The organism is Acinetobacter lwoffii (genome assembly GCF_024129595.1).
Classification (GTDB): domain Bacteria; phylum Pseudomonadota; class Gammaproteobacteria; order Pseudomonadales; family Moraxellaceae; genus Acinetobacter; species Acinetobacter lwoffii_O.
Genome location: NZ_JAMXXS010000006.1, coordinates 24,855 through 51,514, shown reverse-complemented (window position 1 = coordinate 51,514; position 26,660 = coordinate 24,855). Strand labels below are relative to the sequence as shown.

At 46.6% G+C, this 26,660-nt stretch carries 17 protein-coding genes; 11 read left to right on the top strand and 6 right to left on the bottom strand.

The genetic code is table 11. The features are described from left to right. Window positions 1–228: 228 nt before the first annotated feature. The 4 genes from rpsO to NI466_RS04930 all read right to left on the bottom strand — a co-directional run bounded on the left by rpsO (window position 229) and on the right by NI466_RS04930 (window position 11,077). Entirely contained in the window at window positions 229–498 is a 270-nt protein-coding gene (rpsO, locus tag NI466_RS04945) for a 30S ribosomal protein S15 (protein ID WP_004278577.1), read from the bottom strand. 892 nt (window positions 499–1,390) lie between these two features. Then, the gene (gene recD, locus NI466_RS04940; protein WP_253172944.1) at window positions 1,391–3,172 is read right to left on the bottom strand and encodes an exodeoxyribonuclease V subunit alpha; all 1,782 of its coding nucleotides are present in this window, start codon (window positions 3,170–3,172) and stop codon (window positions 1,391–1,393) included. Between the two features lie 71 nt (window positions 3,173–3,243). Further along, on the bottom strand, window positions 3,244–7,368 hold the full coding sequence (locus NI466_RS04935) for a UvrD-helicase domain-containing protein (RefSeq protein ID WP_253172942.1): 4,125 nt from the start codon (window positions 7,366–7,368) through the stop codon (window positions 3,244–3,246). A 4-nt stretch (window positions 7,369–7,372) separates the two neighbouring features. Then, window positions 7,373–11,077 carry an exodeoxyribonuclease V subunit gamma gene (locus NI466_RS04930; RefSeq protein ID WP_253172941.1) on the bottom strand — a complete coding sequence of 1,235 codons (3,705 nt, stop codon included), beginning with the start codon at window positions 11,075–11,077 and terminating at the stop codon, window positions 7,373–7,375. Window positions 11,078–11,254: 177 nt separating this feature from the next. Here NI466_RS04930 and NI466_RS04925 point away from each other — a divergent pair, with 177 nt between their 5' ends. Further along, the gene (locus tag NI466_RS04925; protein WP_004278581.1) at window positions 11,255–11,755 is read left to right on the top strand and encodes a hypothetical protein; all 501 of its coding nucleotides are present in this window, start codon (window positions 11,255–11,257) and stop codon (window positions 11,753–11,755) included. A 54-nt stretch (window positions 11,756–11,809) separates the two neighbouring features. On the opposite strand, the gene pap is transcribed toward NI466_RS04925, so the two are convergent. After that, on the bottom strand, window positions 11,810–13,228 hold the full coding sequence (gene pap, locus NI466_RS04920; RefSeq protein ID WP_082180548.1) for a polyphosphate:AMP phosphotransferase: 1,419 nt from the start codon (window positions 13,226–13,228) through the stop codon (window positions 11,810–11,812). Window positions 13,229–13,433: 205 nt separating this feature from the next. On the opposite strand from pap, the gene NI466_RS04915 reads away from it, so the two are divergent. From NI466_RS04915 to NI466_RS04885, 7 genes are all read left to right on the top strand, one after another. Next, the gene (locus NI466_RS04915; RefSeq protein WP_044111768.1) at window positions 13,434–14,138 is read left to right on the top strand and encodes a DUF8198 family protein; all 705 of its coding nucleotides are present in this window, start codon (window positions 13,434–13,436) and stop codon (window positions 14,136–14,138) included. A 146-nt stretch (window positions 14,139–14,284) separates the two neighbouring features. Then, on the top strand, window positions 14,285–15,229 hold the full coding sequence (gene ubiE, locus NI466_RS04910; RefSeq protein WP_004647333.1) for a bifunctional demethylmenaquinone methyltransferase/2-methoxy-6-polyprenyl-1,4-benzoquinol methylase UbiE: 945 nt from the start codon (window positions 14,285–14,287) through the stop codon (window positions 15,227–15,229). 12 nt (window positions 15,230–15,241) lie between these two features. Beyond that, window positions 15,242–15,919: a ubiquinone biosynthesis accessory factor UbiJ gene (locus NI466_RS04905; RefSeq protein WP_071850485.1), complete on the top strand. Its 678-nt coding sequence runs from the start codon at window positions 15,242–15,244 to the stop codon at window positions 15,917–15,919. A 12-nt stretch (window positions 15,920–15,931) separates the two neighbouring features. Next, window positions 15,932–17,551, top strand: a complete 1,620-nt coding sequence (locus NI466_RS04900) for an ABC1 kinase family protein (protein ID WP_071850486.1) — start codon at window positions 15,932–15,934, stop codon at window positions 17,549–17,551. A 72-nt stretch (window positions 17,552–17,623) separates the two neighbouring features. Next, complete coding sequence (locus tag NI466_RS04895; RefSeq protein ID WP_071850487.1) at window positions 17,624–18,046, top strand: hypothetical protein; 423 nt, start codon at window positions 17,624–17,626, stop codon at window positions 18,044–18,046. Between the two features lie 90 nt (window positions 18,047–18,136). Further along, window positions 18,137–19,216, top strand: coding sequence for a patatin-like phospholipase family protein (locus NI466_RS04890; protein WP_253172939.1), 1,080 nt, complete (start codon window positions 18,137–18,139; stop codon window positions 19,214–19,216). 60 nt (window positions 19,217–19,276) lie between these two features. Continuing rightward, complete coding sequence (locus NI466_RS04885; protein ID WP_071850489.1) at window positions 19,277–19,594, top strand: hypothetical protein; 318 nt, start codon at window positions 19,277–19,279, stop codon at window positions 19,592–19,594. Window positions 19,595–19,652: 58 nt separating this feature from the next. On the opposite strand, the gene NI466_RS04880 is transcribed toward NI466_RS04885, so the two are convergent. After that, on the bottom strand, window positions 19,653–22,007 hold the full coding sequence (locus tag NI466_RS04880) for a Tex family protein (RefSeq protein WP_071850490.1): 2,355 nt from the start codon (window positions 22,005–22,007) through the stop codon (window positions 19,653–19,655). Between the two features lie 335 nt (window positions 22,008–22,342). Between NI466_RS04880 and ompR the strand changes: the two genes are divergently transcribed. From ompR to scpC, 3 genes are all read left to right on the top strand, one after another. After that, entirely contained in the window at window positions 22,343–23,107 is a 765-nt protein-coding gene (ompR, locus tag NI466_RS04875) for an osmolarity response regulator transcription factor OmpR (RefSeq protein WP_004278590.1), read from the top strand. A 249-nt stretch (window positions 23,108–23,356) separates the two neighbouring features. Beyond that, window positions 23,357–24,817: an ATP-binding protein gene (locus NI466_RS04870; RefSeq protein ID WP_253172937.1), complete on the top strand. Its 1,461-nt coding sequence runs from the start codon at window positions 23,357–23,359 to the stop codon at window positions 24,815–24,817. A 205-nt stretch (window positions 24,818–25,022) separates the two neighbouring features. After that, complete coding sequence (gene scpC / locus NI466_RS04865; protein WP_004647324.1) at window positions 25,023–26,540, top strand: succinyl-CoA:acetate CoA-transferase ScpC; 1,518 nt, start codon at window positions 25,023–25,025, stop codon at window positions 26,538–26,540. Window positions 26,541–26,660: the final 120 nt, after the last annotated feature.

Below are 26,660 nucleotides of genomic sequence, written 5' to 3'. Positions count from 1 at the left end.
ACAATTATTCTAGTGGAGACCCCTAAGGTTTGGCATTCATGACCATATGGACGAGTAAATGACAAAGCTTAGAAGCCGACCTCACCAGATTAAATACTATTTTTAAACACAAAGAAGGAGCGAAACATTCGCCCCTTCCACTGGCTTAGCGCAAAGCTAAGCCGACTTTAGTTTTCAGTAATACAGCACAAAGCATGCAATACACCCGAAAATAAAGTTTAAATCGAATTAACGACGTAAACCTAAAGCACCGATCAATGCTACATAACGACCGTGGTCTTTACCGTTAAGGTAGTCAAGTAGCTTACGACGTTGGTTAACCATACGGATTAGACCGCGACGGCTATGGTGGTCGTGTTTATGCTCTTTAAAGTGACCTTGTAAATCATTGATTTGAGCAGTTAAAAGAGCTACTTGAACTTCTGGTGAACCAGTGTCGTTTTCAGCGCGAGCGAATTTAGCCATGATCTCTGCGCGATCTGCGTTAGTTAAAGCCATTCGATTTCTCCGAGATGCTTATATATTTTGATAAAAATCAAAGTGATGAGAATTCAAAACCTTGACTGCCGTGCATCACTACAGCAAGTTGCATATTTTAAGGGAAAACGCATCAAATTGCAAAAATAGATCCAGATTTTTGCATGGTTTTGGCTGCTCATTGATGCAATTCAGATCTGATGACTCTTGTCCCTCAAAGATTCAGGTTTTGCATTATTTTAATGAAATAAATCCAGAATGAATTAAATCTAGAAACTCCTTTGAAAAGCCCACAAACCTTTTAGCTCGCTTGAATCTTCAGCTGCTCTCCATAAAAATGGATAAAAAAAGCCCGAGTAAACTCGGGCTTTTTGGCGCTGTAGTTCTTTCTCTTATCATTATTATTTATTGTGTTATTATGGCGTTTTACGCTTATTATTATTTTCAAACATCCTGTTGAAAAATCATCTTCCTTGTGTGGTAGATTTTGCCACATTCCCACCAGACAACTAGAGGTATTTGCCTCATTTTACTGTAAGCCATTTCGTACATCACCAAGTGAAAATTTGCATAATGTTACACAGCTCCTGTTTTATTTAACGCTATTTACTTAAGTTTACTGGCTAGAGCTGAAAATTTTTGCTAAGAAATTAGGGTAAAAATCCAGCAAGCTTCCTATAAAAAAATCAGGATATAAAAAAGCCTTGTAGTCTCTCCCAAAACTACAAGGCTTAGCGGCTGTAAGTTTCCTCTTTCACTTACTTCACTGTAAGTTCGCTGTCTACCGACATTATTATTATCATTATGCGATTATGCTCAACTTTCCGTGTTGAGTTATTTTGTAGAACCAATCTTCTCAAAAACCGAGCAAAAGCTCTATGCGTCAATTTCCTGAATCCTTGTAAGCTTTTACCTACAAGATTTGATTATTTTTGCCAATTAAATTACTAGATTGTTCAATGATTTTTTGGCTCAAACCACTTTTCCGGGTAGTTTTAACACAAAGTGCTTGTGTAAAAGCATCATAATCTACCAATAAACTGACCACTTTTTTGGCTCGAGTAATTGCAGTATAAATCAACTCTTTGCTCAATAAATTTTTTGCATATTGATCCAGCACCACTGCCGTATGGGAAAATTCTGAACCTTGAGATTTATGAATGGTCAGCGCAAAAGCGGTTTCAATACTTTTAGGTAAACGGGTGGCTAATACCCATTTTTCCAGACTCGGGAAATACACTTCAAACTGACGTTGACCAGATTGCTCACGTAAAAAACAGATACCAATATCACCATTGGACAGGCCCAACTGATAGTCGTTATAGCTCATCATGACGGGTCGTCCGACATACCAGTCGCCCTGTTTCAACTGACCTTGAGCTGCTAAAAAACGTTGTTCAATCTGTAGATTGATCTTGAGCAGCCCCAGATCACCAGAACGGATTGCCGTTAAAATACGGTAATCATCAAAAGTTTTGACCACCTGTTGCACATAGTGTTCAAAATCAGCTGAGTTTCGTTCTGTTTTTATGGCCTGTACATAAGCCTGATAACCATACATCAGCTGGTCATAATACTGATTCAAATTATGCGCGGTCTGTTCGGCACCAGCGAGCAGGTATTGTAACTGCAACTGGTCGATCTTCACCTGATCCAAATCGATCGCCTGTAACTCACTGGCTGCCACAATCTGCTGCTCAAATTTCTGCAAGACGTGAGAAGGCTGATGATTCTGCTGGATAAACTCCGCCATTGCGCCAATCCTGGCTCCAGGCGCAAAACGCCGCGTGGTGATTAAATTGACCCGGTTATCTTCCAGAGTCGCTACTTGCTGTAAATCTGCCAATACCGTTCCCACATCCACAGAGGCCAGCTGATCTGCATCACCGAGTAAAATCAGCCGTGCATGAGACGGTACGGAGGCCAGTAACATCTGTGACAGGTTTAAATCCAGCATCGAGGCTTCGTCGACCACGATCACATCATAAGGCAGAGGCTGCTTGGCATGAAAGCGTGGCTGTCCGCGAGTGCCCAGACCCAATAAGCGATGCAGGGTGACCGGTTGTAACTGTTTTAATTGTTCTAGCTCAAACTGTTGTAACGCTTCACTGTGCAAGGCTTTTTGCAGTGCTTCTTTCATGCGCTGTGCGGCCTTTCCGGTAGGTGCTGCCATGGCAATCCGGATATTTGGCAAGGCTTCATGCAGGACCGCAATCATATGCGCCAAGGTATAGGTTTTACCGGTACCCGGACCGCCGCTAATAATATTCAGCGCCTGCCGCGCAACCATTTCCAGTGCCAATTTTTGCTGTGGATCTGACAATAAATTGCGATCACGTTCGGATAAATCAATAGCGGCAACCGGTTGGGCTTTAATCCGAGCAATATGTGAGGCTACTGCCTGTTCCAGTTGCCAATAGCGGTACAGATATAAATGCTGATCTGCACAAATAAATGGTGCAATTCCTGTACTTTGCTGACGGCGATCTAGAACCAGATTATGTAATAGGGCAACCTGCTGAGGATCAACTTCGATACAGCTATCCCCTGCCTGTATCGCCTCAAGCAGTTGCTGAATCAAGAATTTTGCTGCCGGATCAAATGTAGCCGTACTAAACGGCGGCTGACACAAATAGTCAATCCAGGCCATTAAATCGGAATGTTGCTGCGACACGTGATTCTGCTCATTTTCCACACAGTTATCCTCAAAGTTATCCACAGGATAATTTTCTGTTTAATCTCTATATATATTATAAAACTGCAAAATCATGCTGATTTTTTCTGCTCAAAATAGCCCAGTATTTGATCCAGTTTTTCTATGAATTCCAGGCTCGGTTGCCAATGATAAGCCCCTTGCTGGACCTGTCCATTCATCCCGCGCAAATACAAATAGGTTGCGCCGCCCAGATGCTGTGTGATCGAATAACCCTGCATATTGGCACTCAGATAACGATGCAGCGCCACCAGATACAAAGCGGCCTGCAACCAGTAACTGGACTGGCTCATATTCTGCTGAATCGCCTCAGCACTATAGTGCTGCTGATCAGGGCCGAGGAAGTTACTTTTATAATCGGCAATATGGTAGCGCTGGCCATCGAAATACACCAGATCGATGGAACCGGTCAGATATCGCGCCGATTTGGCCTCATTAAAATCGCTCATGACCATGTCATGTTCGAGAAAAAGCTGATGGATTTGCCGAATCTGCAAAGGGGCATCGGTCAAGGACAGATAAAAAGGAAATTCTGACAGATACTGTTTAACCTCCAGCTGCGCCAAGGCAAAATCTGCCCGAATCGGAGTAGCCAGAATGTCATGTACCCAGTCATGCATCAGATTCAGCAAAATATCTTCTGTAATTTCGTCCAGCAATCCCTCAAAAGCAGTCTGGAAAATACTGTCCACATTCAGCGATTCAGTGCTTGCAGAGCGTGTGAGCTGGGCCACTTCCTGTTCAAAAAACTGGATAAAGGAGTCATCCTCCAGCCCATCGAAATACACCTGAAACTGACCTAAAAATTCTAGCAGACCCGAACGATCGAGCTGTTGTGCCGAGTGAAACAGCTGCTGCCATTGCTGGCGATAAGCTTTGCTTTGGTCATGCAGGCGAATTCCGGTCAATAACTTATAGTTCAGGCTGGACAATACGCGCTGCATACTATGACGCAATTCCTCGGCTTTGAAATCTGCCTGAGCTGTGGCCTGAAACAGGGTTCGCAGATTCACCACAGCGGCCTGATAATGCAGGGAAAAGGCCTGTTCCAGTACACTACGTATATGAAAAGCCTGTTCAAATTTTTCTTTCAGTTCCTGCCAGATTTGCGGTGCGGTATTTTTAAAACGGCGCCGGATTTCCAGATTCCAGTAACTGCTGTCCTGAAAATCGATATGTTCAAAAATGCTGTGCAAGAAAGTTCCGGCCACTGTACCTTTAGGAAAATTCAGCCTAATCCAGTCTAGGGGCACGGCTGCTGGCTGTTCTTCCAGATCGGTAAAATGAATTTCATCGGCAGCACTGTCGGGCTGTTCATAAGCCGTGACCAGATCGTCCTGCAAGATATGTCCATGTAGCTGATGCTGTGACAAAGCCGTAAAACTGGTTTTGGTTCGCGGATAAAACTGCCGCTCTGGCAAAGGTTGCGCCCGCATGTCGACCTGATGATGGTTCGACTGCTCGACCAGGCGCGGTGGCTCCTGAGACAGAGGCGGCTCGACCAGACTTAAAGCATGTTGAAACAGTTGATCTCCCTGACCACGCCAGAAGGCCAGCCCCGAATCGGACTGTGCGTTTTGATCCTGCAGCATGGCATATACTCGGTGACTGGCACGGGTCAGCGCCACATACCAGAGCCGGTGGTTTTCGGCAGCATTACGCGCTGCATTTTGCAGAATCGCCTGCTCATGCAAATTCTTGTGATTGACTGCAATCACCCGGGATTGTTCCAGGATGTTGTCCTGTTCAGGCGCAGACAGGGAAAAATTCAGATTGCCTTTATTCACATCAAAAGCAGCATCTGCTCCCAATAAAAACACCACTTTAAATTCCAGCCCTTTGGAGGCATGAATGGTCATCAGCTGCACCCCATGATCCCCAGACAGCTTGCGTTCTTTTTCGCTGTCCTTGCCTGAAGGTGACTGAAGCTGGCGCAAATACCAGTGATAGAGTTTTTGCGCCCCCTGATAATATTCACTCTGCTGGCTCAGCATCTCGGTCAGATGGCGCAGATTGACCACCACCCGCTCATTGTCCAGACTTTGACTGGCCACCAGATTGGTCCAGACCTGAAACAGGTTCAGTGCATAATTCCAGGCGGTCAAAAAGCCTTTCTCAAACCACATTTCCCGAATTATATCCAGATCCGCAATATAGCGACTGAGGCCTTCACTCTGGCTTTGCAAATCAATCAGTTTTTTCAGATTGAAGCCCAGCAGACGGGTTAGTAAAGCCCGCTTGACCTTGGCCTCATTGAAAGGATCCATAATCGCCGTCAATACGGCCGCGACATCCTGAGCGATGGGACTGGCAAACACGCTCTGTTTGGATTCTTTATAGGAGGGAATGCCCATACGCTGCAGACGCTGCTTCACCTGTTCCAGAGCAAAATGCCCAAATCCCAACACGGCAATATCATCTGCGCTCAGGCTTTGCTGATGCTCTTGCTGCTGAAAGTACAGTTGCTGCTGGGCAGACTGATTCAGCAATGCACGGATTTTCCAGGCCACCTGGTCTGCCTCCAGGTCCGATTCACCTAGCTGAATCCATCGTAAAGGCTGCGGGTTGATCCTGCCCATATCGACCAGATCTGGATGCGGGCGACTACCGGCCTGAATCAAGGTGTACTGCACCTGTTCGCCAAAATCCATTTGCCGCTGGAACAGCGCATCAACCACTTCTACGAGTGGTTTGACTGACCGATGGTTCTGCATCAGGGTATATTCGCGGCCCTGTTTATGCAGCACATCGGCATGTGCCTTGTTATAGGTGAGCATATCGCCGCCACGGAAACCGTAAATTGCCTGTTTCGGATCACCGACCATAATCATGCAGCCGGACTGCACCCGGTTGGCATCACGCCAGATCTTGGCCAGCAAATCATCCTGATCCTGATTGGTGTCCTGAAATTCATCGACCAGAATCAGCGGATAACGTGCCTGTACAAACTGGGCAAAACGCTGTCCCTGCTGGCCTTGCAATGCTTCCGCCAATGTACGAATTTGCTGGGAAAAAGTGGTTTCACCCTGCTGCTGCAAGGTTTGTGGCAAACGGGTCTGCACACTTTGAATAATATGAAATTCCAGATAGGTCGTAAGCTGTTGCAGCTGCTCATCCAGATACTGTTTGACCTCACACAGCGCATCAATTGCCACGATCAGACTATGTTGCAAAATCAGCTGCTGCTCTGCATCCGGACAGCTTTTGTTAAAGACCTGAGTGGTCGGCTGGAAATCGGTTTTCTTGCGGCGCAAATGGCACAGATTCAGTAAAATCGGCTGCAATTCAGCATCAAAGAAACTCATGCCACCCTGATTTTTCAGGGCTGCGCTCCAGGTCATAAAGTTTTCACAAATTTCGGTTAACTTGGTCAAAAAACTCTTGTGAAAATACTTCGGACTTTCCTGACAATAACGCCGCATGACGGCAAGATCATGCTCCTGAATACTCACTAATTGACTGATGCAGGCTTCCAATTTGTTCAGGTCACATTCAGCCAGTTCGATCTTGCGGAAATGCTGCTTGCTGAAATTCAGGGCATCACGCACCAGCCCGGTATAATGCTCCACCGGTTTCAGCAGATTTTGAACATACAGATGATTGACCATATATTGCGGCTGCTGCTGAATCCAGTCACGCAGCACATCATGAATCAGCTGCTGAATATACAGATCCTGATCTTCGGTCAGTTCTGCACGTTCAATCTTGCCACTTTCAAAGGCAAATTCACGTAACAGTTTCTGGCTAAAGCTGTCCAGGGTGCCGACAAACAGTTCATCCAGCTGGTTTAGCACCAGACGTAAACGGCGACGGGCATAATCCAGCCGTGAACCATAATCTTTCAGTACCTGCTGAAATAAAGGATCGGTTTCATTCTGGATTTTTGCTGCGATTTCAACTGAATTGAGCTGCTGATGACGCTGGATATAAGCCAGCGTTTCCTCGACGCGAAGCCGTACCCGGTTTTTCAGTTCAGCCGTGGCCTTACGGGTAAATGTCGTCGCAATCACCTGATGCGGATAATACTGGTCCAGAAAAATCCGCACCATCAGGCTGGAGAGCGTATAGGTCTTGCCGGTGCCTGCCGAGGCTTCAATCCAGTGTAGGCCCCGAAACTTCATGTCCTGAATCGGATTGGTGGAAATGGCTTTTTGCATCTGCTGCTTTAAGAAAGTCATACGGCTATTTCACCCACTCCAGATGTTGATGAATCGGCGCATACAGGCCATGAGCAAAATCATGGCAGCAATTTTGCAAGGCCAGATCCGGATCCTGATCCTGCAAAATAAATTGCCAGTCCTGATGCAGCAGACTGGATTCATCCGAAGCCAAAGGTTTGGCACTCTCATAGCTGTTGTTCCAGGCCTTTAGCAATTCGGGCATTTCCACAATAGTCATTTTGCCATGTTCATTCTCGGCCCACTGCCATTCTTTTTTCATCAGTAATTCTGCCGGCAAGACCAGCGGCTGCTGTTGACCAATTTCCCAGGCCTTTAACCAGAGCTGCAAATACTCATGTGCCTTGCTCGAACTCAAGCCAGAAAACTTCAGGGTTTTATTACTGAAAATGACAATGCGCTCCAGTTCTGGAGAGCGTGCATCATCATTTAAGTAAGCCAGCCACAGCAGATACTCCAGCCAGATCTGGGCACGGCGTTTTTCCGAGGCCGAAGAGGATTGCATACTCAGCCAGTAGCTGCTGTTTGGAACCTGAGGCACGTTAATATGAATGATCAGTTCAGGACTGAACTGCCAGGATTGCTGGGTAACTGGCGTCAGTTCTTTACCCAACTGCAGCAAACGTTCTTGCAATAACTGCTGTTCCTGCTGGCTGCCCAGCCAGGTGGCTTGCTGGGTTTTGCCCACTGGCAAACGGTCTAGCATCAGGTTCGGCTCAATCTCCTGCTCTTGTTGCAACAGGAAATCCCGTACCTGATACTGTTCCAGCTTGTTCAGTAATAGGGGTTCCCGGGAACTCGGCAAATCGGCATAGCGAATCGTGGAAACCCCGACACTTTTCAGGAATAGACGTGCCGGGAAAATCATATCGCGGATCCATTCATCGCCTTTGAGTACCCGGATTTCTTTTTGTTCCAATGCCGGATAATGTGCATTGATCCAGCTGCTGCGCTTGCCTTCGGCACTACGAATATACTCTGCTACCGCAAACCACTGATCCTGATAGCGCGGTGTCTGCATATCTGCGAATCCGGCCGGATCAAAAGGCTGCAAGGGATGCACATGATAAAGCTGCCGAATATGTTGAGCGACTGACAGACCATGAATATCCACCATCGGATCGATTTCGGCATCCGGCTGTTCAGACTGGCAGATCAGCGCGATATGCTGAACCAGTTCCTGCAAGGCAGTGGATGGATCGCGAGCCTCACCATCCTCCAGATCAAAGCCATTATAGAACAGCCATAGATTTTCCTGTGCCAGCAGCAAGGCATCCAGAAAAGCGCCCTGCTCGTCATCCAGACGGGAACGGTCACCGAGTTGCGGCTTCAGGCTGCGCATCAGGTCAAACGGAACCTGTTGATTACGGCTCGGAAATTTACCGCTATCCAGATTCAGCATCACCACCAGTTTATAAGGCAATGGCCGGATCTGGCCAATCTGGCTAAAGGTAATCTGCCCGGTCGGTTCGGCCTGATCCAGCTGCATCTCCAAGGTATTCTGAATTTCTTCCAGCACATAAGGCAGAGGCAAACTCAGTGCCACCAGTTCCTGACTGGCATGTGGATCATCCTGATCATGATAATCGGCCAGGGTCAGCATCCGCATTTGCTTGTCGATAATCTCGGCAACGGTTTTGAGCGATTCTACTCCAGCGTCACGAAATTCATTCAGATCGGCGCGCAGATATTCCAGCCAGGTTTTGACTGGCGTGCGCTGTCCGGTTTCATGCAAAGTCAGCCAGTCACGGCGCTCTACCAGATCCTGATAAATCCGGATCAGGGTGGATATCAAGGGAAAATCACTGGTCAGAACCTTGGCATAACTCAAGGTGTCCTGAAACAGGGTATGTTCAGGAATCGCCAGACCCAACGCCAGACGGTCCAGCGCGAATTTAAAGCTAAACCGGTAATCCTCATCGCCTGCACTGAGGCTTTGCTGTAAATGCTGCTGGTCCAGTCCACGCTTGAAGCCAGCATCTGTCAGCAACTGCAACATCCGTTCTACCTGACTATAGTCCAGACCATAACGTTGCTGGGTCGCATTCAGGCTAAGCCAGTCGGCAAAGTCCTCAATACTGAAACGGCGCCGTACCCACTGAATCCGGCCCAGTACCGCGCGCCAGGCATTGCTGACATCCAGACGTGATACCCCGGCAATCTGGATCGGTAAATACAGGTTATCTTTCTGCAAGCGTTTGCTACCAGTCTCGCGCTCACGCGGTGGCGGGGCAAAGACACTGCGAATTGCCGGTTCCAGTTCTTTCAGACTTGGCGTCAACACCAGAATATCACTTGGTTGACGCGGCGCTTCTTCAGTGCCTTGAACCAGCCAGTGAATCAGCTGTTCTTTGAGGACTTCCAGCTGACGTAATGAAGAATGACAGACATGAATCTGTACAGAATCATCGTCAGGGCTTAAAGCATATTGATGCTGTTCAGGCTCGAGTAAATACAGAATATCTGACTGGATTTTGGCCAGCAGTTTATTTTGATATTCATCGACAAAGACATCGGCCCAGAGACCCTCTTCCCCCGAAGACAGTTTAGAGAGTAGAGAAAAATGATCCCGTGCCTGCTTGCCGAATCGGGTCAGAAGCGGATGCCGCGATTCCCGGTCTTCGGCATTAAAGTTCAGCTGCTTGATCCTGAAGTCTTTTATTTCCGCATCATTCGGTTTACGTTGACGGGTCTTTTCAAAACGCTGAATAAAGCGCTCTTCCCGCTGCAAATCAAACCTGGCTTTCCAGTCCGGATCGACACTGTCGGCCCAGTATTCCTGCGAGGGGTTGAAGTGAAAAATATAGATATCAATGTATTGCCCCAAACGGCGTAAAAAATCCAGCTGGCTGGGTGGCAGTTCCAGCAGGCTAAATACCACAATCTGGGCCGGTAGTCGTTTTAGAGCCTGGGCGCGGGTTTCTGCATTCTCCAGCCGCTCCCAATACAGGCGTTCAATCTCCAGGATTTTGGCATAGTCATCCTGAAATACATGCTGCCACAACCAGCGTTGCCAAGCTTCCAGTTCACGCGCCTGAATCTTGACAAAATCCGCCACCTGCATCTCATGACCATTTTCATCTTTGGGGCTATAGATCATTTGCTCGATATCGAGCGCAATATCCTGCCCCCAGGACTCTAACCAGTTACTCGGACAACCACAGTTGTTTGGAGGACAGTTACGCGCGCAATAACCGCGATAATCCATATAATGGCTAAACAAACGCGACACCTGCTCGGCTACCCAGTACAGCATGCTCTGTTTTTTCAGCTGCTTCTCTGTACCCTGCTCCAGCCGGTCAGCACTGTCATAAATCCGCTTCACAATAGAATACAGCGGATGATCGACGTCTAAAGGAATCTGTTCAGGCAGAATGCATTTTCGTAGCGCCTGAAACACGCGCCATTTGATGATAATGCGCGGAATATTGGCTTCACGGACCTGCTCCACTTCTTTAGGCGCATTCAATACCCACTGATAGGAAGTCCATTGAAAGGCGCGAATCCGGTGATGAAACTGGGTATTGGCGCTAATACCTTTTTTCTCGGCAATTTTCTGGGTCAGCCAAGTTTCTACTGCCGGAGATGGCACAATAAAGTGCCGGGTTTGTAACACCTCAAATGGATTCCGGGCAGTCTGGTTGACAATACGCAGCATACTATCCAAAAGCACATCAATACGTTGACTCTGAATAACATGAATGGCCATTGGTTCCCCTGAACTGCTGAATGTGGTTTTTACTACAAAACGATAAAGATTATTTACTATACATCCCGAGCGCTCTATGACACTTTAAAACCACACTTCAGTCGAAAAATTTCTTTGAAAAAAGCATCTTAAAGATGCTTGAATAGAAAAAAACAACATAGAGCTTAGGTAGTGCCCATGAAATTAGATAAAATTCCTGAACGTCTCGATCCGAGCCTAGATTTAGAACAAATCCGCGCCGAGTGCCTGGAACTCACCAAAAAACGCGCCTATTATTCTGCCGGTGCTGCGGTTATTCCAGTGCCGTTTATGGACGTGGTCATTGATATCGGTATCTTGTCGCAATTGATTCCCGAGATCAATGCCCGCTTCGGCCTGGCGCCTGACCAGATCAGTGTCTATGATCCAAAAACCCGTCAGGTGCACTGGAATGAGTTGCGTAAACGCGGCGTAGAATTTTCTGGTCTGGTGGTCGCACGTACGGCAGTTAAAAAATCTTTGAACAATGTTGCAGCGAAAGTGATCACAAAGCAAGTCACAAAATTCATTCCGCTGGGCGGCCAACTGGTGGCGGCAAGTCTGGGCTATTTTGTCATGAAAAAGATTGCTGAAGCACATGTAGAGGAATGCTACCGTGCAGCTAAAAATATCCAGCAAAAACAGGTGGCGCAAGGTTAAAATCCGGGTGAGCTGAATTTTTGCAGCCCTCTAGACACTCTTACTTCAGGCAGATTATTCTGCCTGAAGCTGTTTTAAAATAGCCTTTAACACCTCGACCCGCGCGGTATTCTTATCATCGGTCGCAATAATATGCCAGGGCGCTTCCTCGGTCGAAGTATGTTCAAACATATCGGCTGCCGCTTTCAGATAGTCGTCCCAGCGCTCCCGGTTACGCCAGTCTTCTTCGGTAATTTTAAAACGCTTATGCGGTGTATCTTCACGCGCCTTGAAACGTGCTGCCTGTTCGTCCTTGGAGATTGCCAGCCAGATTTTCACAATCACTGTTTGATGCTTGACCAGACTCTGTTCAAAACGGTTAATTTCATCATAAGCACGCTGCCATTCCACCGCACTGACCAATCCTTCTACCCGTTCTACCAATACCCGCCCATACCAGGAACGGTCAAAAATACAGATATCATCATCAGTTTGCAGCTTGGTCCAGAAGCGCCATAAATAGGGACGGCTCAGCTCAAATCTTTCTGGTGCAGCAATGGTATGAATTTCATATTCACGTGGATCGAGTTTTTTGACAATTCGCTTGATTGCGCCGCCCTTGCCGGCAGCATCCATACCTTCAAACAGAATCACCACATTACGCGAATCGGAACGCATGGCTTTGGCGACCTTCGCGGTTAATTTTTTTAGTTCCGGTTTGTAATCTTCTGGCTGGGCTTGAGTCTTGGAAGGATGTTTTAACTGCTCGGGAATCTTGGCCTGTTTCCATCTTCCCTTGGCTCTGGCAGGATGATCCGGACAATGTTTCAAGGCACTCAGGATATACTGGGCAAATTGCTGGTCGCGCTGCTTCTCATCTTCGCCATCAATAATGAACCAGTCCTCGGTAAAGCGCTGACGCAGGCGCTGCAAGGTGTCATATTCTTTGCGATTGCGCCAGTCCAGACCATGCAGTTGATGCCAGTGAGTTTCACTCGGATCCATGGCATCCAGGCGTTTTTGCAAGACTTTCCAGGACAGGTCAAACCAGACCTTGATCACATCCACATGGTTATTTTTCAGGTCCTGTTCAAAGGCCTGCATCTCTTGCAGATATTCATCAAACTGTGCATCACTCAGCGGGCTTTCAGCTTGCATGGCACTGCCGAGCAGATCGCTATACCAGTTACCAAACAGCACCATGATCTGGCCCTCAGCTGGAATAAAACGCGCATAAGGTTGCCACAAGGTTTGCTTTGGGCCGGCTAGCTGAGGCTTATCGGCTTTCACGCGCAAATAGCGCGGATCGACCCATTCACGTAGCTGTTTAACCGCTTCACCTTTGCCGGCTAGCTCAATGCCATTCACCAGAATCACCAGACTTTTGGCATTTTTCTGGCCCCGGGTCTTTTTTAAATTATATTGGGCATCAATCAGCTCGACAGACAGCTGATCTTCATCCATTAACTGAAATTGTGGTTGTTCCATACGTATCTTCAACCCTGATCTTTTATTCTATTTGCAGTATAGCGAGGAGTTTCAGCGAAAAAATAGCTCTGGCAACGTTTTTCACACGATTAAATTGGCTATTTAAACAACAGATTGACATACAAATGCCCGATCTCTGTTCAATTTGTCATAGCAGGATTGTCCGGCAGCCTCTAAGATTCTTGCATCCTCCAATCATAATTGAAGCCTCATGTCCAAACTTGCCGTACTCGATGATCTGTTAGCGCATTATTATCAACTGGCTTATCACACCCGGCCTGACATTTTAAGCCGTTTACAGGATGTGCAGGCCTGGCAGAAAGTCCGCATGCAGCGCACTCATCGCGCCCATTTTGCTGAAAAACAAAACCTGTTGATGTCCGAATATTTCCTGAACCGTCTCTACGGCGGTGCTGAATTTGATGCGCTGGCAGAACAGATTGCCCGGCTGATGAAATATGCGCATAAAGCAGAAAAAGTTATTCCGGAAAATGCCATTAAAACCGGCACCTCAGGTGTAGAGCTGGCTATTCTGGCGGTACAGCTGGATGAACAGGTCGCGATTCAGTTATTACAGGATTATCATCCGCATGAACCGCTGACTGACGAGATGATGCGCCTGACCTATTTGAAGCTGGATCAGGGTGAAGCACGCTTGAAACAGTTGGCTCTGCTGGATCAGCTCGGCATGAGTCTGGATAAATACATGCGTTCATTTGTGGTCTATACGGCCTTTAAAATGTGTAAAGGCGCGGCGAATAAATATAACTTTCAGGTGATGTATGAATTTATGCAGGATGGTTTTCTGGCCATGAAGCCACTCAAATCGGCAGAAAAATTTGTACGCACGTTCACGGCAACCGAACGCCAGATTATCGATAAAGTACATTCTGGCGATCCGCTACCGTTTCAGTAAATACCCGATGAGTATTTCTGCCAAGCGTGAATTTTTCTGTATATTATTCATAACAATTGCATCATGATTGCTGAATAAGCCTTTAGAATCTGTCATGATGCAGACAATGCAAGATTAACCCGATTGATATGTTAGGAGTGACTCCAATGTCGAATGAAAATACAACGCCTACCCCTACCCCCGAGTCGGCACAACAGACAGACAAAGTGAGCCCATTCTTAACTGAACCCCTTCCACAAGGCACCCCGCAAGGTCAGCAACAATCCTTAGAACAACGTCTGACTGACACGCCTGTGACGGGTACTGTGCCTAAATATAATCTGCCGCGTGGTGCCAATACCGGTAACGTCGGCTCAACCACACACTTCGGCTATCAAACTGTTAACAGCGAAGAAAAAGCCCAGAAAGTCGCAGAAGTGTTCCACTCGGTGGCGAGCAAATACGACATTATGAATGACCTGATGTCTTTTGGTATTCATCGCCTGTGGAAGCGTTTTGCAATCAATATGTCAGGTGTACGCCGTGGCCAGCATGTGCTGGATATCGCGGGTGGTACTGGCGACTTGGCTAAAGTCTTTAGCCGTGAAGTTGGTCCGACAGGTCATGTGGTACTGTCTGATATTAACGAATCCATGCTGAATGTCGGTCGTGACCGTCTGATTGATGCGGGCTGTACCAATGTCGATTTCGTTTTGGCCAATGCCGAAACCTTAGAACCATTTGCAGACAACAGCTTTGATCTTTTGACCATTTCTTTCGGTCTACGTAACGTGACCGATAAAGATGCGGCACTGGCTGCGATGTACCGCGTCCTTAAGCCAGGTGGCCGTTTACTGGTGCTAGAATTTTCTAAACCAGTGTTTGAGCCATTCTCTAAGCTGTATGACCTTTATTCGTTCACGGCATTGCCAATCATGGGTAAAATCATTGCCAATGATGCAGAAAGCTATAAATACCTGGCTGAATCGATCCGTATGCATCCGGACCAGCGCACCCTGAAAGGTATGATGGAAAATGCCGGCTTCCAGAATTGTGACTATCACAACCTGACTGGTGGGATTGTTGCGGTTCACCGCGGTTTCAAACTTTAAGGTTCCTTGCCTATGTGGTCAATTCTGGCACTCGGTGCTGTTGAACGCGTGATTCATCATGTGATTGATCTGGATGCCATTACCCGCATCCAGCTGAATGCCCTGTCCGGCAAAATGCTGCGGGTGGTGATCGCCTCGCCGCAGCTTTCGGTTGATGTGTTTTTTGATGAAGGCAAAGTTCGTCTGGAACCAACGGCAACCGGTCATACCGAAACACCTTCGGTCTTTGAACAACGTCCATTTGACGCAAGTTCCGCGACAGTCCTTGAAGCGACCGCAACCTTGCAGGTCAGCAATGTGGTGGAATTACTCAAGCTGCTGCTTTCCGATGAAGTCGGCAATATTCCATTGCAAGGCGACTACAAGTTATTGCAGGAAATCCAGCGCATCATGCAACAGGCGGAACTGGATCTGGCAGCGCACTTAAGTCCCTGGATTGGCCCGACGCTGGCGCATGAAATTGGCAAATTGCAACTGCTGCCCAAGCAGCTAAAACGCACCCTGCAAAGTCAATTATTCTTTGCTGAAGATGCCTTAAAAGAAGACAGTGGTCTGTTTGCCCCACGCTGGCAAATGGATGACCTGAATCAGGACACCCGTATCCTGAATCAAAATTTAGATCGGGTTGAAGCAAAAATCCATCAGCTTCAGGCTCAAATTGATGCCTCAAACAATTCTACTCAAGACTAGGTACACAGCTTTATGATTCCGCATGTTTCACGTTTACTCGAACTTTGGCGCATCGCCGCGCACTATCGACTCGACACGTTGTTTCCTGCGGAAGAATTACCAGAAAAATCCCGGCATGTGCTGTCCCTCATCCGGATGCATCCGGCTGCCTGGTCCAGTCGTGAACGTAAAAATCCGCTCAAGCTGAAACTGGCTTTAGAAGAAATGGGGCCGTTGGCGATCAAGCTCGGTCAACTGCTCTCGACCCGCCGTGACCTGATTCCACCTGAAGTTTTACAGCAACTGGTCTTGCTACAAGACCGGGTCAAGCCGTTTGATAATGACGTGGCCAAGATGCGCATTCAGGAATCCCTGAAAGCTGATGTAAATACCCTATTCGCGCGTTTCGATACCCAGCCACTGGCTGCAGCTTCGATTGCTCAGGTGCATACGGCTGCCCTGCATGATGGCCGTGAAGTGGTGGTTAAAGTCACCCGCCCGAATATTCGCCAGCAGATTTTGCAGGATTTTGAAATTCTGGAATGGCTCGGTCAATTTCTGGAAAAACGTCTGGAAGCTGCCCGCGCATTGCACCTGTCGGAAATCATTCAGGATTATCGACAGATCATTCTGAATGAACTAGACCTGACGCTGGAAGCGGACAATACCCGCCGTATGCGCCATCATTTTACCGGCTCGAGCATGATGTATGTGCCGGAAATTTACATGGACAGCAAAGACGTGCTGGTAGCCGAGCGCATTACCGGGGTGCCGATTTCAGATATCGCGACCTTTGACCGGTTGGGCATGGATCGTGCCGATCTGGCGCGTAAAGGCCTAACCATCTTCTTTACTCAGGTCTTCCGCGATAACTTCTTCCATGCTGACATGCATCCGGGAAATGTCTTTGTAGAAACCATCAATCCAGCCAATCCGCGTTTTATTGCGCTGGACTGCGCGATTATGGGCGAACTGTCCAAACACGACCAGATGACCGTAGCACGCATGCTACTGGCGGTCATGAACAGTGACTTTATGCAGCTGATTCAGGTGGTGCATCAGGCTGGCTGGATTCCACCGGGGACTGATCAGGATGCATTGGCCCGTGAAATGCGCCGCAGTGTGGGGCCGATGGTGTCCAAACCGATGCATGAACTGGACTTTGCCGGCATTCTGATTGAAGTCATGGACATCGCGCGTCGTTTCCATCTGGAAATTCCACCTCAATTGATGTTGCTACTAAAAACTTTGGTGCATGTCGAGGGTTTAGGAACCGACCTGTATCCTGAACTGGATATCTGGAGTCTGGCCAAACCGATCCTGACGGACTGGATCAAGGCCCAGATGAATCCGCAAAAGAACCTTAAAGAACTGGGACAGAAAATCCCGGATCTGCTGTTAGGGGCGCAGGATTTACCGACCCTGATGATCGACAGCTTAAACGGTTTAAAAAACCAGTCGGCCTGGCATGCCAAACAGCTCAATGAATTACAAAGTATGCGCCTGCAAATGGAACATCAGCAAAAACGTAGCTGGATGTTTGGCAGTATCATGGCGATTCTGCTGGCGATTGCCATTATTTCACCGTGGTTTGTGTCGGTGATTCTGATTGTGTTGGCAAGTGTGCTTGCCGTCTGGCGAATTGCGAAATAATTTTTTAAATAGCCTGATTCGTCAGGCTTTTTTATGCTTAAATTATTGAAAAAATAAAGCAAGAATATCCAAATGAAATATAGTTTTTTATGGGCACTGTATCGCCAGAATAGACAAAAAACCTTTCTCACTGCACTACTTTACAGCTTCCCAACATGGATAGATATTTTTTTCTATATCAACCAAACAGCCCATTGGCTTGCATGGTCCCCTGCTGCCAATACCACATTCTACCGCCTGATTCATAGTGACTATTTCTGGCTCATTGTCAGCTTTAACCTGCTTCCGTTGTTATTTCTATTCTGTCTACGACAAACACAGCTAATACTAGCTTTAAAAATATGGATAGGTCTTGCAGGTAGTTTCTTTCTAATTCATGCTTTTTACTGGCCAAGCTATCCTATAACCACGCTTTTGATTATTTCATTTAATCTACCTTTTTTAAATTTACGCAATAAAGAACTCATGCACACTTACATCAACCCGATGCCATGACTCTCAAGTCACCTTAGGACATATCTTGCCATTGGGTCTTTAAACCTATCGCTTAAAATAAGCACACATTTGACTGGTATAGGTTCAACCATGGTACAGATTTTACAAAAACGTGCGCCTGCGCTCACGATTCGTGCTGGCCATCTGGCACGTGAGCTGATTCTGGAACAAGGTTTGCAACCCGAACAGGTCGATATCGTGCCCGGTGCGGCAGGCGGCCCCAAAGGCATCGGGATCCAAGGACTGGATCAGGCGATTTTTGGTGAGTTTTTTCCACGTGCACCTCAGCGTAGAACTTTGGTGGGTTCTTCGATTGGCAGCTGGCGTTTTGCCAGTATGGCTGCACATGGAGTTCAACAGGGAACCGAACGTTTGGGTGAGCTGTATACCAACCTCTATTTTCATAAAAAAATGACCCGTCAGGATGTCAGCGAAGTTTGCCGTGGCATGCTGCTGGATCTGGTACAAGGCAAAGAAAACGATCTGGTCAATCATCCAGATTATCATCTCGCAGTCATTTCAATTAAAGCCCAACACATTTTCCAGAGTGACAAGGCATTGCCGTTGTTGGCTTCTGTGGCTGGAATTCTTGGAACGACCGCAGTCGCGCGCCGGCACAGCCGTCATTTCATGCAACGTGTAATCAGCCAGCCGAATACGGGTGAGCAGTTTAAAATCGCTGAAGATGGATTTACCACGCATTATCATGCACTAACCGAACAGAGTGTGTTGTCCTGGTTGATGGCTTCAGCGTCTATTCCCGGGGTGATGGCAGCGGTGAACAATATTCCGGATGCGCCGCAGGGTTATTATCGCGATGGTGGCCTGATTGATTATCACATTGACCTGCCCTTTCAGAGCAAAGGCATTGTGCTGTATCCACATTTTACCGATAGCATTACCCCCGGCTGGTTCGACAAGTTATTTAAACGTACCTCAAATCCAGAAAATCAGGCACGAACTTTGCTGCTTTCTCCATCGCAGCAATATCTGCAAAGTTCGCCTTTGGGTCGTTTGCCTGATCGTAAAGACTTTAACTTAAAAGGTTTGGATCAAACCCAACGGATCCAGCTGTGGAAGCAATGTATTGCGGAAAGTCAGCGTCTGGGTGATGAATTTCTTGAACTGGTCGAGAAGCAGAATTTTGCTGAGGTGATGCAAGCCTTGTAATTGGCCGCAGCTGCCCGATTATTTGTATAATTGCTTTAATTTTGTGAACTGTTGAGATTTATGCAGAAGTTTTTAGTTGTCCTGCAATACCTGTGTCTGGCCTTTGCCATTTATCTGATTTATAGCGTCAGCATGTCGCTGTATCGCCAGAATTTTGTCCTGATGGAGCTGGTCGCTGATATCGGTACGATTCTGATCTGTATCGACCTGGCGGTATTTTTATTTACCAGTAAAGGCAAGCCCGGCATTAGCATGGAAGAATATGCAAAACGACTGGAACAGCCACCGTCTAAGTTGGTCTATGTGACACGAAAATTGGGGCATCTCGGTATTTTGCTGATTATTACTAGCTGGATTGTGCCGATGATCAATTCATAACAATCCAATAAAAAACCTCCCGATTGGGAGGTTTTTTTAAATTAAAGATATCCAAAAATTATTTAGAACCTTTAATCCCTGCTTGCAATAGCAATGCACCCAAACCACCAATTTTTTGCTCTTGTGGTTTAGCCGCTTGAGATTTCTTACCCTGAGGGCGATCACCTTGCGGACGTCCTTGCTGTGGACGTTTACCCTGAGGCTTACGTTCACCACGTGGCTCATTGTTCTCGCGACGTGGCTGACGTGGTGCTTTCGCCGGCGCTTCAGAACCTTCAGGACGCATCGACAGATTCACGCGGTTACGTTCAGCATCCACATTCAAAACACGGACTTGTACGATTTGACCCGGTTTCACCACTTTATGCGGATCAGCGACGAATTCATTGGCAAGTTCAGAAATATGTACCAAACCATCTTGATGCACGCCCACATCGACAAATGCACCGAAGTTAGTCACGTTAGTGACTACACCTTCCAGTTGCATGCCTTCAGACAATTGCGCAACTTCAGTAATGTCATCACGGAATTTAGCAGTGCGGAATTCTGGACGCGGGTCACGGCCCGGTTTTTCCAGTTCAGCCAATACGTCTTGAATCGTCGGCAGACCAAATTTCTCGTCTGCAAATTCTTCTGCATTCACTTGGCGAATGATTTCAGTATTGCCAATGATGTCTTTTACAGTCGTTGCTTTTGCTTCAACAATTTTGCTCACCAAAGCATATGACTCAGGGTGAACTGCAGACGCATCCAGTGGTTCTGTACCATCTTGAATACGCAAGAAGCCCGCAGCCTGCTCAAAAGTACGCTCGCCTAAACGTGGTACTTTTTTCAAAGACTGACGATTGTCAAAACGACCATTTTCCTTACGGAATTCCACAATTTGCTGTGCGATCGATTTATTCAGACCCGCGATATAACCCAGAATTGCTGCTGATGCAGTATTTACATCCACACCCACTGAGTTCACACAGTCTTCAACGACCGCTTCAAGGGTTTTCGCCAGACCGGTCTGGTTCACGTCATGTTGATACTGACCCACACCAATCGATTTCGGATCGATTTTCACCAGTTCTGCTAGTGGATCTTGTAAACGGCGTGCAATCGATACCGCACCACGAATAGATACATCTAGTTCAGGCAGTTCCTGTGAAGCTAGTTCAGATGCTGAATACACCGATGCACCTGCTTCAGATACAGAAACACGCGTCATTTTCAGATCACTGTTCGCAGCCATCATTTCAGCAACTAAAGCTTCAGTTTCACGGCTTGCAGTACCATTACCAATCGCGATCAGGTCAACATTGAACTCGCGGCATAAACGCGCCAGCTCGGCCAGTGAACCTTCTTTATCGTCTTTTGGTGCAAATGGATAAATCGTGCTGTGTGCAAGAACATCACCAGACTCGTTCACTACCGCCAGTTTCACACCGGTACGGATACCCGGGTCCACGCCCAAAGTGGTACGTGCGCCTGCAGGTGCAGAAAGCAGTAAATGACGCAGGTTTTCAGCAAAGACGTTCATCGCTTCTGTTTCAGCAGCCAGACGTTTTTCAGTCAGCAATGAATGTTCGATCGTTGGACGAACTTTACCGAGCCAAAATAGTTTTGCAGTTTGCTTCAAGAAATCCTGACGCGCTTGTGGCTGAACAGTTTCAAGATTGTATTCAGTTTCAATACGCGCCAACGGGGCATCATCTTCGCCATCCACTTTCAGGCCTAAAACGTTTTCTTGACGGCCACGCAGCATCGCCAATAAACGGTGTGAAGGCACTTTATTCAAGTTTTCAGAGAAATCGAAATAATCACGGAATTTTTTACCGACTTCTTTTTTCTCATCACTGGCAACCAAACTTTTCAGCACGGCAGTTTTTGCAAATGTCGCTTTAAGTTCAGTGGTCAGCGCGATATTTTGCGCCCAGTCATCAATCAGGATGTGCTGGATCGCATCAAGCTGGCTTTCAGTATCTGGGTAATCTTCATGGCTAAAACCCACCAAAGCTTCAGCTGGATCAACGGCTTCATTAAAGATTTTTTCGGCAATCGGGCCTAGACCGGCTTCTTTGGCCTTGAATGATTTACTGGTACGTTTTGGACGGTACGGCGCGTAAATTTCTTCTAATGCATTTTTGGTTTCCGCTGCATTCACACGCGCCAATAAGTCATCAGACAATTTATCTTGTTCTTTGAGTGATTCAATCACCTTGTCACGGCGCTCATACAAATCACGCAAGTATGATAAACGCGTATCGAGTTGACGTAGTTGCGTATCGTCCAAGCCTTGCGTTACTTCTTTACGGTAACGTGCAATAAAAGGAACACTGGCACCTTCATCAATAAGCTTGATGGCAGCCTCAACTTGATTTGGACGTACGGCAAGTTCTTTTGCCAACTGCTGAACTAAGTCAGTCATCGTGTTTGATCCCACAAGGATAAGTACTAAATGGCATGATTATAAAGACCGGGTCTATAAAATCCACCATTGTTTTTATTAATTTACCTCATCTTTATATTATGAAGTGCCATAGTTTTCAGCTTTTCCCGATAAAGTTTGTATGAACTTTGCTTTTTATCCAGCTTAAAATCGTATTTTTTGCTCATTTAGATGTATATATTTGGTATCTATGTCTTGATTTTAACTGCAATATTTGGTGCTTTAGAGCATAGTCAATTAATATCAATGAATCGTATACTCAAAGCCTATTTGATTTTTGTTTATGATGACAATAAAGAATAAAGGAGCATCTCATGAGTTTAGTTGTACCTGCTGAAAAAGCCGATGCCGTACATACCGAAACGGACCGGGTCGAACGGATCCTGGTGGTTGATGATGATGTTCGTCTGCGTACCTTATTACAGCGTTTTCTCGAAGATAAAGGCTTTGTGGTTAAAACTGCACATGATGCCACGCAGATGGATCGACTTTTACAGCGGGAACTGTTTTCTCTGATCGTGCTTGACTTTATGCTTCCGGTCGAAGATGGCTTGAGTATCTGTCGTCGTTTACGCCAATCCAATATCGATACGCCTATCATTATGCTCACCGCTCGTGGTAGCGACTCGGATCGTATTGCCGGTCTGGAAGCAGGTGCCGACGATTACCTGCCAAAACCATTTAACCCGAATGAACTGCTAGCGCGTATTCGTGCGGTATTGCGCCGTCAGGTACGCGAAGTGCCAGGTGCACCAAGCCAGCAGATGGAAGTCGTTTCTTTTGGTCCATGGTCACTGGATCTGTCCACCCGCACCCTGACCCGTGAAGGCCAAGTGGTAACGCTCACTACCGGCGAATTTGCAGTACTCAAAGCACTGGTGCAGCATCCTCGTGAACCTTTAACTCGCGACAAGCTGATGAATCTGGCGCGTGGCCGTGAATGGGGTGCAATGGAACGTTCAATTGATGTTCAGGTGTCACGTTTACGCCGTCTGGTTGAAGAAAATCCTGCGCGTGCACGTTATATCCAGACCGTATGGGGTGTGGGTTATGTCTTTGTTCCAGATGGTGCTGAATAAAGAAAAACTTATTAGGATAAAAGATTACCCCAATTTATTGTCCCTAAAAGCCATTCGCTGCTGTTTGAGCCTCCCCTTCTTTAAAGGCTCGTATACAAATGCGCGAGTTCAGCGAATGGCAAAGTTTTTTGGTTACTTTTTTCAAAAAAAGTAACACAACAAGCTCCTTCCATCGAAGGTTCAAGCAGTAAGATTCCATTACAAATTATTATTACTGCTCAATTTGGAAAATGCCAACAGGGAGCTGGTGTGAAACTCGACCCCATCGATCCACAAAAATTTACCGATTTTGTCAGCTACTCGGAAAAAAAGCGTACCCGCGGGGAACGCTTTCTCGACAAGATCAAGCCGCGTTCTGCTGCCATGCGTACCACGGTACTGGTGGTTTTTGTGGTCTGTTTTAGCCTGTTCATGTCCTTGTGGTTCTTTTGGCGTACCCTGTTTTTACCTGAAATCCAGCAACATGCGCGTTATCTGGCCATGGAACTGGAAATTCTTAACAATCCCGATCTGCGCCTATATCACAAACAGCAGGAAGTCGATATCGATGACTGGCTGAAAAACCGGGTTGGTATTGAATATGTGACCAATCCGGCAGAATATCCCACTGTCCGTGAAAAGCTGATTGCCGAATTTTTTACCCGACAGATCGAAACCAAACTCGCCAAAGAGTTACGCATCGAACAAGCCACAGTCTATTTCCAGTTTAAGCCGAGTCCACGTATCTGGATCCAGACTCCTGAAATGAATGGTCACTGGGTACAGGAACCTTTAAAGACGTATGCTAACTATAGTAATGAACTGATTTTGGGCTGGTTGCTTGGCACGCCGATTATTGTCGGCATCATTATTTTGACCTTGGTGCGTCAGCTGAACCGCCCTTTACGCCGTTTGCAGAATGCCGCCAACAGTTATAGCCGAATCGGCTCAGCACCCTATCTAGATACCAATCATGGTCCACTGGAAATCCGTCAGGTGAATCATGCCTTTAATCAGATGATTTATACGCTGGATCAGACCGAGCGGGAACGCCGAATCATGCTGGCCGGCATTTCACATGACTTGCGCACGCCCTTAACCCGGATCCGCCTCACTGCCGAAATGATGCCAGATGAAGACTTTCTCAAAGAAGGCCTGATTTATGATGTCGAAGATATGGACGCGATTCTGGATCAGTTCATTTCTTATATGCGCGATGGTTCCGATGAAGAACCGCAGGACACCAATGTCAATGTGCTGCTCCAGGAACTGGTCAAGCAGTTTAAACCGCTAGATATCCGTTTCACTCCGCAAGATATACCGACCATTCAGGCGCGCAGCATGTCGCTAAAAAGACTGATTGGCAATCTGATTAACAACTCAAAACGTTATGGTTCAGAACCAATTGAGCTTTCTGCGCATGTTGAAGAAGATCAACTGTTGATTTGTGTGGCAGACCATGGCGAAGGCATCCCGGAAGATCAGATTGAAGCGTTGATGCAGCCTTTTGTTCGGGGCAATTCGGCACGAACGGTACAAGGCAGCGGCTTGGGGCTGGCCATTGTGAAACGGATTGTCGATATTCACCATGGTCAATTACGTATTCATAATCGTCCTGAAGGTGGGCTGGAAGCTATCATTTCACTACCCGTAAATCAGGTGAACCCAGAGACACTCCCCCCAGCCACCACACTCGATAAAATTCGCCAAACCTTGACTGATCACTTTTAATAAGTGATCAATAATTCAACAAATGACTTTTTAGTTTTTCTATACAATTCATTTTATAGTTCACGAATTCAATCATTTAAAAATCATCATTTTTTATTATACCTACATTTAGCTAAAAAATTAGACCTTAGCCTAACACCTATGCACAATACATTTTTTGAGCGGTACAATCCGTATCATAGTTTAAGAATTAATGAGAGTTAAAATGTCTTTAGATCGTATCCGTTTAGCCTCCCTACACAACAAAGTCATCAGCCCTGAACAAGCGGCTGAATTCATCCAAGATGGCATGACTGTGGGTATGAGTGGCTTTACTCGCGCTGGTGAAGCGAAGGCGGTTCCTTTAGCTTTGGTTCAACAGGCAAAAGCAAACCCATTAAAGATTACGTTAATTACTGGTGCATCACTAGGGAACGATCTAGACAAACAACTGACTGAAGCTGGTGTATTGGCACGTCGTTTACCGTTTCAGGTAGACAACACTTTACGTAAAGCAATCAATAACGGCGAAGTGATGTTCATTGACCAGCACTTGTCTGAAACTGTTGAGCAAATGCGTAACCTGCAGTTGAAAAAACCAGACGTTGCGATTATCGAAGCAGTAGCGATTACTGAAGATGGCGGCATCATTCCAACAACATCTGTTGGTAACTCTGCAAGCTTTGCAATTTTTGCTGAAAAAGTGATTGTAGAAATCAATACGAATTTAAGCCCGGCATTTGAAGGCTTGCACGATATCTACATCCCGACGTATCGTCCAACGCGTCAAGCGATTCCATTGACTCAAGTTGATGAGCGTATTGGTACGCATGCGATCAATATCGATCCATCTAAAATTGTTGGTATCGTATTTAACAGCGAATTGCACGACTCTCCATCTACTGTAACCGCACCAGATGATGAGACTCAAAGCATTGCCAACCATTTGATCGCTTTCTTTGAAAAAGAAGTAGCTGAAGACCGTCTACCGAAAAACCTCGGACCTCTTCAAGCAGGGATCGGTTCAATTGCAAACGCCGTATTGACGGGTCTGAAAGATTCAAACTTCGAAGACTTGATCATGTACTCAGAAGTACTACAAGACTGTACGTTTGAATTGATCGATGCCGGTAAAATGAAGTTTGCTTCAGGTTCTTCTATTACGCTTTCTGCTAAGTACGGCGAGAAAGTATTTAACAACCTGGAACAATACAAAGACAAACTGGTATTACGTCCACAGGAAATTTCAAACCATCCTGAACTGGTACGTCGTTTAGGTATTATCGGCATCAACACTGCACTTGAGTTTGATATTTACGGTAACGTGAACTCAACTCACGTATGTGGTACCAAGATGATGAACGGTATTGGTGGTTCAGGTGACTTCGCACGTAATGCCCACTTGGCGATCTTCGTAACCAAATCAATCGCGAAAGGTGGAGACATCTCTTCTGTAGTGCCGTTTGCTTCACATATCGACCACGCAGAACATGATGTTGATATCCTAGTGACTGAACAAGGTCTTGCGGATCTTCGTGGTTTGGCTCCGCGTGAGCGTGCACGTGCAGTAATTGATAACTGTGCGCACCCAATGTACCGCGATGCGTTGAATGATTACTTTGACCGTGCATGTGCAAAAGGCGGCCATACCCCTCATCTTCTTCGTGAAGCGCTTTCTTGGCACTCAAACTTCGAAGAAAATGGTCACATGCTTGCTGTTGAAGCTGCAGTAAAAACTGCATAATTGACTGCATTCACAAAACGCCCTACGGGGCGTTTTTTTATGGCATTTTTATATTTTTTTTGAATAGTCAGAACCTGATTATATTAAGGAAGCCATCTGGCTATCACCTACTCTTTCTTC